Here is a 15926-nt window from a genome sequence, read left to right as displayed (position 1 = left end):
GTGCGGGATATCCGGCGGCACTCGGAGGCGTGAGCCTTGCCGAGGTTGCCGGACGGTCTGGATGCAAAGCGTACCCCGGAAGTGGTGCTGATCACGCCGGGCTGGAAGTCGAGGGGAAGCGGACACTCCTTCCCCTTTCTCTCCACACGCTCTACGGCTGAATATACAAATCAGCAAAATTCCCGCGCAACCCTTCCCCGGTCGGCGCATAGTCCCTCACCTTCTTCGAAACGACCGTAATGCTCGGATTCGCGCCGAACTCGATCGACGGAATGTCGTCGTGAACGATCTGCTGGAACTGGATGAATAGCTGACGGCGCTTTGCTTCGTCGGTCTCAACGGAGGCGGCTTCGAGCAAACGGTCGACCTCCGGGTTCGAATAGTGCGCCGCATTGGAGAACGGCAGTCCGATCTTGAAGTTCTTCGACCAGAAAACGCGTTGCACGCCCACTGTCGGGTCGAATACATTGGAGAGCGCTTCGAGCGTGATGTCGAAAGCGCGATCGGTATAAGCCTTCTTTACGTAGGTGGCGAAATCATAACTCTCGATCTCTCCATCGACCCCGATACGCGCCAACGACTGACGCACAAAATCCGCCGCCCGCGGATCCTGGAACGGATTGAACAGCAATCGCAGTTTGAAGCGCTTTCCGTCCGCGCCGCGCTTCAAGCCGGCCGCATCCAGCGCGGCATTGGCCTGAGCAATGTCATACGGAAAGTAATGAATGTCGGCGTCGTGATACTTCGTATTGGCCGTGCCGATCGGCGCAGCGGACACCTGACCATAGCCATACCAGACCACGCGGTTCAATGCATTGACGTCGATTGCCTGTGAAATCGCTTTGCGCACGGCCTTGTCTTTGAGAACCGGCGTATCCAGGTTGAAGATCAACTGCTGATGGTTGCTCGCGTACGGCCAGTTGGTCGTATCCACATTGAATTCAGGCAGTGTCGTGAACCGCTTGACGTCCGCTAACGGAATCGCCTGATCGCCGAGATTGGCCGCACCCGATTCAAGCGCTGCCGCGCGGGCCGCGCCATCGGGAAGAAAGCGCACGATGATCTTGTCCACGTAGGGCTTGGGTTTGTCCCAGTAGTCCGGATTGCGTTCGAGCAGAATATAGCTGCCGTGAACAAACGATTTGTAAATGAACGGCCCCGTGCCGACCGGCGCGCTGTTATATGGGTTGGATCCGATGTCCGTCCCTTCGTACAAGTGCTTCGGCACGATCGGCGACTCGGAACCGGACAGCGCGGTCAGCAGAAACGGCGCGGGTTTCGATAGTTCGATGATCGCGGTGTAAGGGTCCGGTGTCTTGACATCGGTGACACTCGCGAACGTGCTCCGGCCGCGCGGATGCACCTGCTTGAGCGTCAGAATCGAAAAGGCAACGTCTGCGGAAGTAAACGGCTTGCCGTCGTGCCACTTTACGCCGCGGCGCAAATTGAAGCGATATTGAAGCCCGTCTTTGCTGACCGACCATGCGGTAGCCAGCAGGGGTTGAGGATTGAGGTCCTTGTCATAGGTCAGCAAGCCTTCCACCACTTTCGGGCCGATCTCCGCGTTACCGCCGGCGGTGGTGGTCAAAGGAACGATCGACGCAGGTTCAGGCGTGACGAGCCATGTGAGGGTTCCACCATGATTGGGCGCCGCCAGAGCGGGCACCGGACTGGCGCCAATCAGCGCGAAGGCGAACACCGCGGCGGAAAGGGTTCCGCGCAAACCGTTTTGCAAGCTCATAGGTATCCTCTTTATTATAGGAATGTCGGATAGTAAGGCGGCTTGGAAGGAACGAAAAGCAAGCAAAAGTGATTAGCTTTGCATCCTATGTTTAGCGTGATTCAAGGCGCTTTCCGTAGCTCACTGACATGCCGCAACGTACCCACGCGCTTTGCTAACGCCGATTGCTCTTTTCCCGCCGCAAACTGCCGGTGTGTGCGCGCGTTCAACGCTACTGTGCCGCCAGACGGTCTTCTCGTTCATCCTGCCATGCGCGATATCTCCGTTATAACAGCACGGCTTTGCAGCATCCGTCGCTTCAATTGAAAAGCAGAATTCATTGTTTTGCATTCCCAACCTTGCATGATCTACTGCGTTCACGCGAGCGTTGACGTGGTGGCGAGAATCGTTGCCGCCGCCAATCACGCGCGATGGTCGACCGCCCATCGAATGCGCGCTCTTTACGCCAAAACGGCACGGACAATTACTGTGACTGATTCCATTCTCGCCGCTCCACCTGAGGCCTCGTCGCCTGCTGCTGAAGACAGGCGGGCTGCCACGCCATTCGTTCCAGTTCGATCACCGGCTGCATTCGCCGATAGCCCGGTCTCACGCGCCTTCGAACAGCCGCTGCTGCTGGGACTATTTCTGCCGATTCAGGCAGGCGGGTGGAGCGCGTCAACACTGCCTCGCTCCACCGACTGGAACTTCGATTACAACCTGGCACTGGTGCAAAAAGCCGAGGCATTCGGCTTCGATCTCGTCTTCGCGCTGTCGCAATGGCTGCCAAAAGGCGGCTACGGCGGCGTATTCAACGGTGAAGCGCTCGACTCGTTCATGTCGCTGGCCGCGATGACGGCGCGCACCGAGCGCATCATTCTGGTCGCCACCAGCCATGTGCTCTACGGGCCATGGCATCCGCTGCACTTCGCCAAATTCAGCGCGACGCTCGATCACATCTCAAAGGGACGGTGGGGTATCAATGTCGTCACCGGCCATCGCGCCATCGAGCATGAAATGTTCGGCTGGCATCGTATCGAACATGACCGGCGCTACGAACTTGCCGCCGAGTTTCTCGATGCCGTGCAGCAACTCTGGGCGCAGGCTGAAAATTTCAGCTTCGCACCCGAGCTATCCAGCTGGAAGCTCGACAAGGCGTTCGTCACGCCGAAACCGAAATACGGCCGTCCGCTTCTCGTGAATGCGACCGGTTCCGACGCGGGTATCGACTTCGCCGCCCGTTACTCGGACGTCGTGTTCATCACCAGTCCGGCCGGCTCCGAAATCGAAGCGGCGTTAGCGGCGCTGCCGGCGCATACGGCGCGCGTGAAGGCAACCGCCGCGAAGCACGGCCGCAGGATCCGCACCTTGATCAATCCAATGGTGATCTGCCGCGAGTCCGAGGCAGAAGCACGCGCCTATCACGACTCGATCGTGGCGCACGGTGACGAAGGCAGTTTTCATCGCTTCGACAGCGACGCGCACGCATGGCGCGGCAACGCTGAACAGCGCAATCAGGCCGCCGCCCGCGCGGTGGGCGGCAACATCGCGATGGTCGGCTCGCCGCAGCAGATCGCCGATTACATCGTGCGTTTGCATCAGGCCGGTATCGACGGCGTGCAGTTGAGCTTTTTCGATTTTCAGCCGGACCTCGATTTCTTCGGCGAGCGCGTGGTGCCGTTGTTGCGCGAAGCAGGCCTCCGGTACTGATTGCGCGCCCACCTTCGGATGCGAGAACCGCCTTCAGGTTGCCCGATAGTCTTCAATTACAAGGTCATTGTATGAGCCGCCTCTGGTACACGCGCTGCCCCGCCCCCACGCCATTCGGCATTGCCGTGCAGAAAGGCTGGCTCGAAGAAGAATTCGCGGCCGACGGAATCGATGTCAAAGCGCTACAGGACGCCGACGACGTGACGATCCGTCGCTCGCATTTCACGCATACGCAGCCCTGGTCGTTCCGTCAGGGCGGCAATATTCCCGCGCTCTGGGCGCGCGCACAAGGTAGCGACACGCGTCTGATCGGCCTGAGCTGGGCGGACGAATTCCAGGCCCTGATCACGCTCGACCGTCACCTCGAAGCGAGTCCGGATGCATTGGCCGGGCGTCGTTTCGGCTTTCCGCTCAATACGCGCGCGGGCGTAGTCGACTTTCATCGCGCCACCGCACTGCGCGGCTTTTCTTCGTTGCTGGGCGTGCTGGGCGTGCAACTCGAAGATATCGATCTGGTCGACCTGCTGCACACGCCGCGCAGTCTCGAAGACGCCAAACCCGCTGCCGATGCGCCGCTCGCCGATTGGCTCGACGCGCAACGCTCTCACGAGTACGCCCGCGAGGCCGAAGCGCTGTTGCGCGGAGAAGCCGATGTCGTGTTCGTCAAAGGGGCGACGGGCCTCGATATCGCGAACCTGCTCGATGCGAAGATCCTCGTCGACATCAGCGCGCAGCCGAATCGCCTGCTACACGCGAACAATGGCACGCCCCGGCCGTTGACGGTAGACGCGGGTCTGCTACGTGAACGCCCCGACCTGGTCGAGCGGGTGCTCGCGCGCACGTTGGATACCGGCGATTGGGCCAAGGCCCACGCAGGCGATGTGGCGCACTACGTCGCCCGCGAAACGCGCAGTGCCGAGCATTGGGTGGAGCGCGCCTATCCCGGCGGGCTGCATCGACAATTGACGATCGGACTCGACCCGCAGGCGCTCGCGGCGCTCGCCGACTTCAAGCGCTTTCTTTTCAAGTGGGGCTTCATTGCATCGGATTTCGAGTTCGACGCATGGATCGACCCCGCGCCACTTCACGCCGCGCTCGCGCGCCGGCCCGCGCTGACGGCATTCGCAAACTGAATCCGCTTCTTCACCCGATTTTTCTCTCACACAACCATACGATGACCTATGTCACAACGCAGGCGGCGCCAAGCCGCCGCGGCGCGCGCCTGTTCAAGGGCGCGCTCGGTCTGGCAGTCACCCTGATCGTCACACTGTTTGCTGCGCACGCGCAAGCGCAGACTCGCGGCGGCACGCTCAATTTCATCGTTACGCCGGAGCCAACCGCGCTCGTGGACCTCGCCACCACGGCGACCAACGTGCTCAAGGTTAGCCCGAAAGTCGTGGAAGGCTTGCTGGAATACGACTTCAAGTTTCAACCGAAAGCTTCGCTAGCCACCTCGTGGGAAGTGAGCGACGACAGCCGCAAATACGTTTTCCATCTGCGCCGCGGCGTGAAATGGCACGACGGCAAGCCCTTCACGTCCGCCGACGTAGCGTATTCGATCCAGACGCTCCGGCAGGTGCACCCGCGCGCCAAGACCACCTTCGCCAACGTTACCGATGTCGCGACGCCGGACCCTTATACCGTTGTCATCACGCTGTCGAAGCCGGCACCGTATCTGATCAAGGCGTTCTCTTCGTCGGAAACGCCGATCGTGCCGAAGCATATCTACGAAGGCACCGACGTGCTGACCAACCCCGCGAATAACGCGCCGATCGGCACCGGTCCGTTTCGCTTCGTCAAATGGGTGCGCGGCAGCTACGTCGAATACATGCGCAACGACGACTACTGGGACAAAGGCAAGCCGTGGCTCGATCGCATTGTCGTCAAGGTGATCAACGATCCGGCCGCCCGCACCGTCGCTTTCGAAGACGGTTCCGTGGACCTGAGCGGCGACTCGCCCGTGCCGCTGTCCGATCTGGAGCGCCTCAAAGCCAACCCGAAGCTCGGACTCGAGACTCGCGGCTACGAGTTCCAGGCGGGCGTGGCGCGCATCGAGTTCAACCTCGACAACCCGGTATTGAAGAATACGAAAGTGCGTCAGGCAATTGCTTCGGCACTGGATCGTGAAGTGATTCGCAAGGTGATCTACTACGGCTACGCGACGCCGCTCGCCAGCCCGATCATTCCGTCGAGCCCCTACTACGACCCGGCGCCCACGCCCTATCCATTCAACGTGGAGCGTGCCAACGCGTTGCTAGACGAAGCGGGCTATCCGCGCAAAGCCGACGGCACGCGTTTCGCCCTTACCGTCGACCCCTTGCCGATCGGCGATCTGCCAGCGCGCACCGCCGCCTACGTCAAGTCGGCCCTCGCCCGTGTCGGCATTGCCGTCACCGTTCGCAGCCAGGATTTGCCTGCTTATCTGAAGCGAATCTACACCGACCGCGATTTCGATTTCTCGATCAATGGCATGAGCAATCTGTTCGATCCGGTGGTCGGTGTGGCGCGTCTCTACACGACCAGCAATTTCCGGCGTGGCGTGCCCTTCACCAACGGCTCCCATTACAGCAATCCGGAGATCGATCAATTGTTCTCGCAGGTCGCCGAAGAAACCGACGAAGCAAAGCGCAAGCAACTCTTCTCGCAGATTCAGCGCATTCTCGAACGCGATCTGCCGGACATCAATCTGGTGTCACCGCAATACCTGACCGTCTACTCGCGCGCGGTGCATAACCATACGACCTCGCCGGACGGCGTGTCGTCCAGTTTCGCCGATGTGTGGCTGCAACGCTAGACCTCTCCCGATTCACTCTCTCACGGAATTCGACTCACATGGAATACAGACAACTCGGCCGCAGCGGCATCAAGGTTTCGACGCTGACGCTCGGCACGATGATGTTCGGCGGCCCCACCGACGAAGCGAGCGCCGCGCGCATCATCGATCAGGCTCAGGAGCACGGCGTGAATTCGATCGATACGGCGGACGTGTACGCCAAAGGCGAGTCCGAGCGCGTGGTGGGCCGCAGCATCGCCGCGCAGCGCGAGCGCTGGGTGCTGGCGACCAAATTCGCGAACCCGCTGCAGGACGGCGATATCAACGCGCGTGGCGCATCGCGCAAGCACATCATACGGGCCGTGGATGCCAGCCTGAAACGCCTCAACACCGACTACATCGACCTGCTCTATATCCACCGCGAAGACCACGAAACACCGGTTGAAGAAACGGTGCGGGCACTCAACGATCTGATCCAGGCCGGCAAGCTGCGTTATTACGGCTTGTCGAATCATCGCGCGTGGAAAATCGCCGAATTCAGCCACACTGCGCAGGCGCTCGGACTCGATGCGCCGGTAGCGAGCCAGCCGCTCTACAACATCGCCAACCGCCAGGCCGAGGCTGAGCAATTGACAGCCGCGCACCGCTACGGACTCGGCGTGATTTCCTATAGCCCACTCGCGCGCGGCGTGTTGACGGGCAAGTACGAACCAGGCTCGACGCCTGGCGCCGATACGCGCGCGGGCCGCAGCGACCGGCGTCTGCAGCAGACAGAATGGCGTGCGGAATCACTCGAACTGGCGCGCCGCGTGCGCGAGCATGCGCAAGCGCGGGGGCTTTCCGCCGGGCAATTCGCACTCGCGTGGGTGCTCAATAGCCGTTACATCAGTTCGACCATTGCGGGCCCGCGCACGGAAGCGCAGTGGCTGGACTACTTGCCGGCGCTGCGCTACCGCCTGACGGCGGAAGATGAAACGTTCGTCGACTCGCTCGTCACGAGTGGCCATCCGTCAACGCCCGGTTTCAACGATCCGGGCCATCCGTTCTTCGGGCGAATCCCGCGTCATGGCACGTCCGAAAAAGAACCCGTGCTCGTTCAGCAGGGATCGCATTGACTGTCCACGGTTGCCAGCTCAGACAGTTGGCGACGCTTTTTTTACCGCCGGCACGGCAACCGCCTGGCCGGTCTTCGCAAAGCTACCGCGTCTGACAATCGCCCGATAGCCCCGCTTGCTCCAATCACCCCCATTCCCCGCACTTTTATCATCATGTCCCGATCCATTGCAGCACCATCAGCCGTCAGACGGCGTGTCACTGGCGCTTTACTTCTGGCCACCACGCTTGCGAGCTTCACCGCCTTCTCCGCCCTCACCGCTTATGCCGCGGACAGCGGCGGCACCGCACAGGAACTGCGCGTCGGCTTCGTGCCGGGCCCCTATGCCGACGAATTCAAGGCAGGTGTCGAGCCGCAATTGCGCAAGAAAGGCTATGCGATCAAATACGTCGAGTTCAGCACCGGCCTCGAAGCGAACCAGGCTGTCTATCGCGGCGAGATCATCGCCGACGTCATGCAGCACGAGGTCTATCTGAAGTCGTATAACGATCGCAACGGAACGGATCTGGTCGGCGTGGTGCAGGTTCCCACGCCGCCGATGGGACTCTATTCGAGCAAACACCGTTCACTCGCGGAAGTCAAACCCGGCACTCGCGTCGCGGTGCCGAACGATCCGGTCAACCTCGAACGTGCGCTGAAGATACTCCAGCGGATCGGCTGGATCAGGATCAAACCAAACCCGAATCCCGTCGACGTCACCGAGCGTGACGTGATCGCCAATCCGGCCGGCATCAAGATCGTTCCGCTGGAATCGGCACAGGCGCCACGCGCCCTTGAAGATGTCGATTACGCCGCGATTCAGGGCAATTTCGCGATCTTCAGCGGCCACAAACTGACCGATGCGCTCGCGCTCGAAGAGATGACGCCGCCGTATATCAACCAGGTCGTCGTGAAGGCAGCCAACCGTAACGCACGCGCGACTCAGGATATCGTGCAGGCGTATCAGTCAGCGGACTTCCAGCACGCGATTCGCAGCAATCGCTTCTATGACGGCTTTCGCTTGCCGGCGTACTTCGGCAACGAGTGAGACGGTTTGAAGGATCGCGAGGGCGCCACCAGGCCGCCCTCGCGAGGACTCGCACGCTATGCGGCCTGCGCGTCGAATGTCCGGCCCGGAATCGCGTCGAGCAGCGTGCGCGTGTACGGGTGTTGCGGCGCGCGCCAGATGTCCCGATGGTGCCCGCTCTCGACAATGCGCCCCGCCTGCATCACATGCACGCGATCGGCGATATAACGCACCACAGAAAGATCGTGCGAGATGAACAGATACGCCAGCCCGAGATCGCGTTTCAGATCGACCAGCAGATTGAGAATCTGCGCCTGAATCGATACGTCGAGCGCGGACACCGGCTCATCGCAGATCAGCAGATCCGGTTCCAGCACCAATGCCCGCGCTATTCCGATGCGTTGCCGTTGGCCACCCGAAAATTCATGCGGAAAACGCGCGAGCGCCGACTTGGGCAAGCCAACCCGATCGAGCATGGTGGCGATGCGTGTGCGGCGTTGCTGGGCGTTGCCAACACCGTTTACCACCAGCACGGTATCGAGAATGTCCGCGACCGTACGGCGCGGATTGAGCGACGCGTACGGGTCCTGAAACACCATCTGCACATGCCGCCGCAACGGCCGCAACTCGCGCTCGCCCAACGGCACGAGATCGGTGCCGCGCAAGCGGATGGCGCCGCCGGCGGCCGGCACGAGCCGCAAGATCGCCTTGGACAGCGTCGATTTCCCGCACCCCGATTCGCCGACAAGACCGACCGTCTCGCCGCGAGCGATCTGCAACGACACGCCGTCCACGGCGCGCAGCGTGCTCTTCCCATGGCGTTGCGGGTAGTCGATCCGCAAGTCCCGCAGTTCGAGCAACGGCGCATCGCCGGGCGACGCGGCACGCCCCCTGGCATCCGCGTCCGCCACGTATTGGCCGGTGCGCACCGAACGCGGCACCACGGCGAAACTCGGCTTGCCATCGTCGCCGATACCGTGACGGATTTCCGGCAGCTTCCAGCCGCGATAATGCAGATCGTCCGCCAGGTTCAGCGAGGCGCCGAGCAGCCCGCGTGTGTAGACGTGCTGCGGTTGGGTAAAGAGCCGCGCAACCGGCGCCTCCTCGACCTTCTCGCCCGCCAGCATGACCGCAACACGGTCCGCGTGCTTCGCGACGATGCCGAGATCGTGCGTGATCAGCAGCAGCGACATCGACAACTCGCGCCGCAAACCATCGAGCAGTTCGAGAATATGCGCCTGAATGGTGACGTCGAGCGCCGTGGTCGGCTCGTCCGCAATCAACAGGCGCGGCCGGCAGGCCACCGCCATCGCGATCATCACGCGTTGGCGCTGGCCGCCGGAAAGCTCGTGCGGATAATGGAACACGCGCCGCTGCGGATCGGGAATCTGCACCAGTTCGAGCAATTCGACCGCGCGCTTCCATGCCGCGGATTTGGACAGGCTCTCGTGCTGGCGCAATGTCTCGACGATCTGCGCGCCGATCGAAAGCACGGGATTGAGCGAGGTCATCGGCTCCTGGAAGATCATCGAGATCTGCCGGCCGCGAATGTCCCGGATCTCGCGTGCGGGCAGATCGAGCAGCTCGCGGCCGTCGAAACGCAGGCTGCCCGTTACGCGCCCCGGAGTGGGCACGAGCCGCATCAACGAAAGCGCCGTTGCTGATTTGCCGCAGCCCGATTCGCCGACCAGCGCCAGCGTCTCGCCTTGCGCGATATCGAAACTCAGGCCGCGCACGGCTTGGTGCGCGCCGAAACTGACGCGCAGGTCGCGTACTTCAAGCAGGTTTGCCACTGTGCATCCTCGAATACGTTGTCAGCCGCGCGGCAGGCCGCGTCATGCGCCCGCCATTCAGCCGGATTGAGTCTCAGGCGCGTTCGCGCAGGCGCGGATTGAGTGCGTCGTTCAGGCCGTCGCCAAGCAGGTTCAGCGCGAGCACCGCGAGCACGATCGCCGCGCCGGGAACCGCGGTCAGATACCATGCCGTGCGCAGCGAATCGCGGCCGGCGCCGATCATGCCGCCCCAGCTGACCACGTTGGGGTCCCCCATGCCGAGAAACGATAGCGACGACTCGATCAGGATCGCGCTCGCCACCATCACCGAGGCGGTCACGATCACAGGCGGCAAAGCGTTCGGCAAAATCTCGCCGAAGATGATGCGCGCGTTGCTGAACCCCTGGCTGCGTGCGGCGAGCACGAAGTCGGACTGGCGCAGCGAGCGGAATTCCGCTCGTACGATTCGCGCGACGGTCGGCCACGAAGCGATCCCGATCGCGAGCGCGATGACCGTCACACTCGGCCGGCCGATCGCGACGATCACGATCACCAGCAAGAACGACGGCACCGTCTGGAAGAGTTCGGTAATACGGACCAGCACATCATCGATCACTCCGCCGAAGAAACCGCTCGTTGCACCGACCAGCGTGCCGATCACGAGCCCGATGCCGGCCGACACCGCGCCGATCAGCAGCGACACGCGTGTGCCATGAGCAATGCCCGCGGCCACGTCGCGCCCGAGTGAGTCAGTGCCGAGCCGGTATTGCGTGTCCGTCCCCGGCCATTCGAATGGGGCCGCCACCATATCGAGCGGGTCGCCGGGAAACAGATGCCCGGCGCTCAGCGCGAGCGCGATGAACGCCGCGAGCAGCACCAGCCCGGCGAGCGCCGACGGATTGCGCAGCAGCGCGCGCCAGACGCCGCGCCCCGCTCCCGCGCGCTCCGGTGCAACGGCCGCATTGCCGCGCCGCAGACCAAACAGCGTACCGGCCAACTGGCGCCGCCACGGCGATGCCGTGGGCTCGGGCGGAGTGGAGATCAAATTGGAAGAATCGGAAGCCATGTCATCCTTCTGGAAAAAAACGAGTGGCGTCGACGCGATCCATCACGCGACGCGCGGGTCGAGCCATGCCTGCAGCAAATCGACCAGCACATTGGCGATGATCACGAGCAGCGAAGACAGCAGCAGCACGCCGAGCAGCACGCTGAAATCGCGCGCCATTACGGCGTCGAGCGCGAGTCGCCCGAGGCCGGGCCAGCTGAACACTGTCTCGGTCACCGCGGCGCCGCCCAGCAACGTACCGAAATGAATCCCGACGATGGTCGTGAGCGGCATCAGCGCATTGCGCAGCACATGCCGCACCGTGACACGCCACGGATGCAAGCCCTTGGCCTGCGCGGTACGCACGAAGTCCTGACGCTGCACTTCCAGCATCGCGGCCCGCGTCAGCCGCGCATAGATCGCGACAAAGAAGGTGGCCAGCGTCGCGGCCGGCAGCAGCACGTGCCGGGCTGCATCGGCGAAATACGCGAAGCCGTGCAATTGCACGCCGAGCGTGAGGTTGCCGCCGCTCGGCAACCAGCCCAGGTGTACCGAGAACAGCACGATGGCGAGCAATCCAATCCAGAAACCCGGCGTCGAATAGAACAGCAAGGCCAGCACGGAGAGCACACGGTCCGGCCACTTGCCGGCCCAATGTGCCATCACCGCGCCAAGCACCACGCCCGTCACGATCGCGAACGACAACGCCACGCCCATCAACAACAGCGTATTGGGCAGGCGCGACAGGATCAACTGCATGACCGGCATGTCGTAGCGCGGTGAATAGCCCAGGCTGAAGTGGGAAAGATGCGTCAGGTACGACCACAATTGATGCAGCACCGGTTGGTCGAGACCGAACTTCGCGCGCAGCACCTGCATGGTTTCCGCGGTCGCCGAACCGGATTCGCCGGCAAGCACGTCGGCGGCGTCGCCTGGCATCAGCTTCAGCAGGAAGAAGTTCAGGATCACGATGCCGATCACCGTCGGCAATGCCTGCCATGCGGTACGCCGGAGAATCGCACCAAAACGCAAACCTCGACTCATCGTGCCGCTCCTGTCATGCGCTGAGGTAGACATCCGCGAGATTGCCTTCCAGGCCTTGTGCGGACACCGTATGGTTGTGAACGCGCCGGTTCGCCAGCGTGACCATGCGCGGCGCGACCAGGTTGAGGATCGGCAGATCGCGGTACACGATCTGCTGGAACTGCTGGTACAACACGACGCGTTTGCTTTCGTCGGTTTCGACCGCGGCGCTTTCGAGCAGGCGGTCGACTTCCGGATTGCTGTAATGCGGTGCATTCGAAAACGGCACACCTGGGCGGATATTCTTCGACCAGTAGAGGCGTTGAACCCCCACGCTCGGGTCGAATAGCGTGTTGACGCCGATGCTCGTGAAATCGAACTGGCGATCGGCATACACACGCTTCAGGAATGCAGGCAAGTCCTGCGAGCGAACCGTCACGTCGATACCGACACGCGCCAGCGCGGATTTGACGTAGTCGGCCTGGCGCCGGTACATGTCGCCGTACGGCAGGAAGTCGTGCGTCAGACGGAAGCGCACGCCGCCGTCCTTGCGCGGATAGCCCGCGGCGTCGAGCAGCTTCTCCGCGTTGCCGATATCGAACGCGTACGGTGCGAGTTTTGCGTCGTGATAAGGCGAGCCCGGCGTGATCGGCGTGGGCGACAGATCGGCATAGCCGTAGGCCACCGTGCGCTGCACGACCTGCGGATTGATCGCATGCGCGATGGCCTGGCGCACGCGCACGTCTTTGAGGATAGGATGATCGAGATTGAAGTCGATCTCGGCGAGCGGTTCCAGAAATCGATAGCCGCGCGTTTCGACCGCCAGTTGCGGCAGTTGCGTGAGGCGCGGCAGATCCGTGAGCGGCACCGGGTTCTCGCCGCCCAGATCCAACGCGCCGGTTTCGAACGCGGCCGAGCGCGCGGCGGCGTCGGGAATGACCTTGAACACAAGGCTGTCGATGTACGGCTTGCCCGCGTCCCAGTAGTCCGGATTGCGCTCATAGACGATATTGGCGCCGCGCGTCCACGATTTGAAACGGAACGGTCCGGTGCCGATCGGCGCGTTGTTGTGCGGATTGGACAGCGGGTCGCCCTGCGCGTACAGGTGCTTGGGCACGATTGGCGATTCGCCGGCCGAGAGTGCTTTCAACAGATACGGCGCGGGCTTCGACAACTCGATCACCGCCGTGCGCGCATCGGGCGTGGCGACGCTTGTCACATTCGCGAACGTGCTGCGGCCCCTTGGATGCACCGATTTGAGCAGATCGATCGAGAAAGCGACGTCGGCCGACGTGAACGGCTGGCCGTCGTGCCATTTCACGTTCTGCCGCAGGGTGAAGGTGTACTTCAGGCCGTCCGGGCTGACGGACCACGCCGTGGCCAGTTGCGGCTTCGGGCGCAGGTCGAAGTCATAAGCCAGCAAGCCTTCCAGCACTTTGGAACTCGCGACGAGCGCGGGTCCGGTCGTCTGGAAGATCGACACGAGCACCGGCGGCTCCGGATTGATCAACATGTTCAGCGTGCCGCCCCGTTTCGGCGCGCCGGCCTCGCCCTGGGCGAACGCAAGTGCCGGCATGCCGGCCGCCGCGAGCGCCGCGCCCGATGAAATAAGAAATTCGCGTCGATTCAACCGTGCCATGTAATCCAGATCCTTATGCCGATGTTTCGGCCTTGCCGGCCGAATAGAGTGTTGTCGTGTCGGCAATGCCGCTGCCGCAGCGCTCACGATAAAGCCGCAGCGTCGGTAAAAGAACCAATCGTTATGTATATGCAAAGCATGGTGCGGAGGAAAGGCGCATCGGCGGGACGCCGCCTTTCCTTTTGTTACGTCGAGGGAGCATCGCTACGAAAACATACAAATAAGGATTGCGTATCTATTGTCGAGAGTTTGCGTTATTACTAAAGAATCGGTGTTTTAGCGCTTATTCGAGAGAAATAGTCGATATCCATATCGAATTTGATTGTTTGTTTCGTCGATTCGTTTTGCTTATCGTTGCTCGCCCGATTCGAGATTTTCCTCGGGCAATCACTTCTCCGACTCGCCCTCAAAAACGATTCAAACAACTATGAAAAAACTGCTTTTCGCTTTCAGCGTTTCGTCTCTCATGGTCGGTACGGCCAGTGCTCAAAGCAGCGTCACCCTGTATGGGATCGTGACCGGCAATGTGACCTACTCGAATAACGCTCAGACGGCTGCAACGCCGTCCTCCGGCAAACCCAAAGGCGGCGCGCAGGTGGCGCAGTTCGATAGCGGATCATCGGGACTTGCGTCGAGTCGCTGGGGCCTGAAAGGCGTGGAAGATCTGGGCGGTGGATTGAAGGCCCTGTTCCAGCTTGAAAATGGCTTCAGCGTGAACAACGGCGCAATTGGTCAAGGCGGCACGGAGTTCGGACGCCAGGCGTGGGTCGGTCTGAATGGCGGCCGCTACGGCACGTTCACGTTGGGACGCCAGGGCGACACCTCGGTGGAATTCGTATCGCCACTGATCCACGGCTGGTATTGGGGCAACCTCGCGATTCATCCGGCGGACTACGACAATCTGAACTTCACTCACCGCATCAACAATTCGCTGAAGTACCTCTCGGATTCGTTCAACGGCTTCCGCTTCGGCGCGCTATACAGCTTGGGTGGCGTGGCCGGGAACGTCACGCAGAATCAGCTGTGGTCCACCGGCGCCAGCTATACCGGAGGCGCGTTCGCCATTGCCGCGTCGATCGTCAATGCGCGCAATCCGAACACGTCGCTTTACGGCACCAATGCGAATGCAAGCACCACGGGCAATAACCTTGGATCGGCGGGTTCGGCAACGACCGCCGAGTCCAATCCTGCGATCGCCGGCTTCGCATCGGCGAACACGCAGCAGACGATTTCCGTGGCGGCAACCTACACGGCAGGCGGCGCGATTGTCGGTGCGGCCTACTCGACTACCCAATTCCGTGGACTGGGCTCGAACTCTTCGCTGAATACGCTGCACTATAGCGGTTCGACGAGGCTGAGCACCGTCAGTGCGAGCTTGCGCTATCAGGCCACGCCGTTTCTTCGATTCGGCACGTCATTCGACTATACGGAAGGCGGCAGCGTGAGCGGCAAAGAGAGCGCCAAGTACGAGCAGTTGAACCTTGGCGCGGCGTACTCGCTTTCCAAGGCAACCGACATTTACGTGACCGGCGCTTATCAACACGCGAGCGGCACCGATTCATTGGGACGGCCGGCGGTCGCGGCAATCGGCTATCTGACACCGTCCACCACCAGCAACCAGGTGGCCGTCTCGGCGGGTGTCAAGCATCTGTTCTAGAGCGAAGCAACAGGCCCCGGTCGAGCAACGGCTCGGGGTGAATGCCGTTGTCACATCGAAACACGCTAACGGCATTTACCCCGGCATACACCCCGCTTCAGCTCCGTCAATGCACTTTGGGGAAACCGTGACGCTGCGCGAGTAGATCGAGAATGCGGCGCGTGTCTGTCACGAAGCGCTTGCTGCCCAACGTCTGGGCATCGGCGGGCGCGGGCTGCTCGTCACCGAGAATCAGTACCGGCAGACTCTGGTGCTCAGCGTCCAGCACCTCGATCACCTCGGCGCGCGGACGCGCAAACGGCAGGCGGCGAATGTCGAGATGGGCGTTACGCGCGGGATCGCTCGCCAGCAAACCTTCAATCGGCGCTCCGTCCGGGCAGATAAAACGCTCGCCCGGATGATCCGGATCCGTAAAGCCCGGCTCCAGTAGTAACAGCAAATCTCGGCTCATAGTGTGCAATGCTCGA

General features: G+C 61.9%; 12 protein-coding genes. 6 read left to right on the top strand and 6 right to left on the bottom strand.

The window, feature by feature from the left end; all coding sequences use genetic code 11:
• Positions 1-151: 151 nt before the first annotated feature.
• Entirely contained in the window at positions 152-1741 is a 1590-nt protein-coding gene (locus tag P0D71_RS22370) for an ABC transporter substrate-binding protein (protein WP_408482145.1), read from the bottom strand.
• A gap of 468 nt (positions 1742-2209) precedes the next feature.
• Between P0D71_RS22370 and P0D71_RS22365 the strand changes: the two genes are divergently transcribed.
• The 5 genes from P0D71_RS22365 (at position 2210) to P0D71_RS22345 (ending at position 8344) form a co-directional block, all read left to right on the top strand.
• Positions 2210-3430 (top strand): LLM class flavin-dependent oxidoreductase, encoded by a 1221-nt coding sequence (locus tag P0D71_RS22365; RefSeq protein WP_408482144.1) that lies wholly within the window; start codon positions 2210-2212, stop codon positions 3428-3430.
• Positions 3431-3501: 71 nt separating this feature from the next.
• Entirely contained in the window at positions 3502-4563 is a 1062-nt protein-coding gene (locus P0D71_RS22360; RefSeq protein WP_408482143.1) for an ABC transporter substrate-binding protein, read from the top strand.
• Positions 4564-4604: 41 nt separating this feature from the next.
• Positions 4605-6224, top strand: coding sequence for an ABC transporter substrate-binding protein (locus P0D71_RS22355; RefSeq protein ID WP_408482141.1), 1620 nt, complete (start codon positions 4605-4607; stop codon positions 6222-6224).
• A 38-nt stretch (positions 6225-6262) separates the two neighbouring features.
• A complete protein-coding gene (locus P0D71_RS22350; protein ID WP_408184989.1) occupies positions 6263-7318 on the top strand; it encodes an aldo/keto reductase in 1056 nt (351 codons plus the stop codon).
• A 153-nt stretch (positions 7319-7471) separates the two neighbouring features.
• Positions 7472-8344, top strand: coding sequence for a MetQ/NlpA family ABC transporter substrate-binding protein (locus tag P0D71_RS22345; protein ID WP_091801406.1), 873 nt, complete (start codon positions 7472-7474; stop codon positions 8342-8344).
• 56 nt (positions 8345-8400) lie between these two features.
• Here the strand turns inward: P0D71_RS22345 and P0D71_RS22340 are convergent, their stop codons facing one another.
• The 4 genes from P0D71_RS22340 to P0D71_RS22325 form a co-directional block, all read right to left on the bottom strand.
• The gene (locus P0D71_RS22340) at positions 8401-10116 is read right to left on the bottom strand and encodes an ABC transporter ATP-binding protein (protein WP_408482139.1); all 1716 of its coding nucleotides are present in this window, start codon (positions 10114-10116) and stop codon (positions 8401-8403) included.
• Between the two features lie 73 nt (positions 10117-10189).
• Positions 10190-11161 (bottom strand): ABC transporter permease, encoded by a 972-nt coding sequence (locus P0D71_RS22335; RefSeq protein ID WP_408482137.1) that lies wholly within the window; start codon positions 11159-11161, stop codon positions 10190-10192.
• A 42-nt stretch (positions 11162-11203) separates the two neighbouring features.
• Positions 11204-12184 (bottom strand): ABC transporter permease, encoded by a 981-nt coding sequence (locus tag P0D71_RS22330; protein ID WP_408184985.1) that lies wholly within the window; start codon positions 12182-12184, stop codon positions 11204-11206.
• Between the two features lie 13 nt (positions 12185-12197).
• Positions 12198-13802 (bottom strand): ABC transporter substrate-binding protein, encoded by a 1605-nt coding sequence (locus P0D71_RS22325; protein ID WP_408184984.1) that lies wholly within the window; start codon positions 13800-13802, stop codon positions 12198-12200.
• Between the two features lie 427 nt (positions 13803-14229).
• Between P0D71_RS22325 and P0D71_RS22320 the strand changes: the two genes are divergently transcribed.
• Positions 14230-15459: a porin gene (locus tag P0D71_RS22320; protein WP_408345554.1), complete on the top strand. Its 1230-nt coding sequence runs from the start codon at positions 14230-14232 to the stop codon at positions 15457-15459.
• 106 nt (positions 15460-15565) lie between these two features.
• Here the strand turns inward: P0D71_RS22320 and P0D71_RS22315 are convergent, their stop codons facing one another.
• A complete protein-coding gene (locus tag P0D71_RS22315; RefSeq protein ID WP_091801419.1) occupies positions 15566-15910 on the bottom strand; it encodes a DUF3088 domain-containing protein in 345 nt (114 codons plus the stop codon).
• Positions 15911-15926 lie beyond the last annotated feature (16 nt).

This window comes from Paraburkholderia sp. RL17-383-BIF-A, from assembly GCF_046028015.1.
GTDB lineage: Bacteria > Pseudomonadota > Gammaproteobacteria > Burkholderiales > Burkholderiaceae > Paraburkholderia.
Note: the sequence above shows the minus strand (reverse complement) of the source record. Positions and strands in the feature narration are given on the sequence as shown.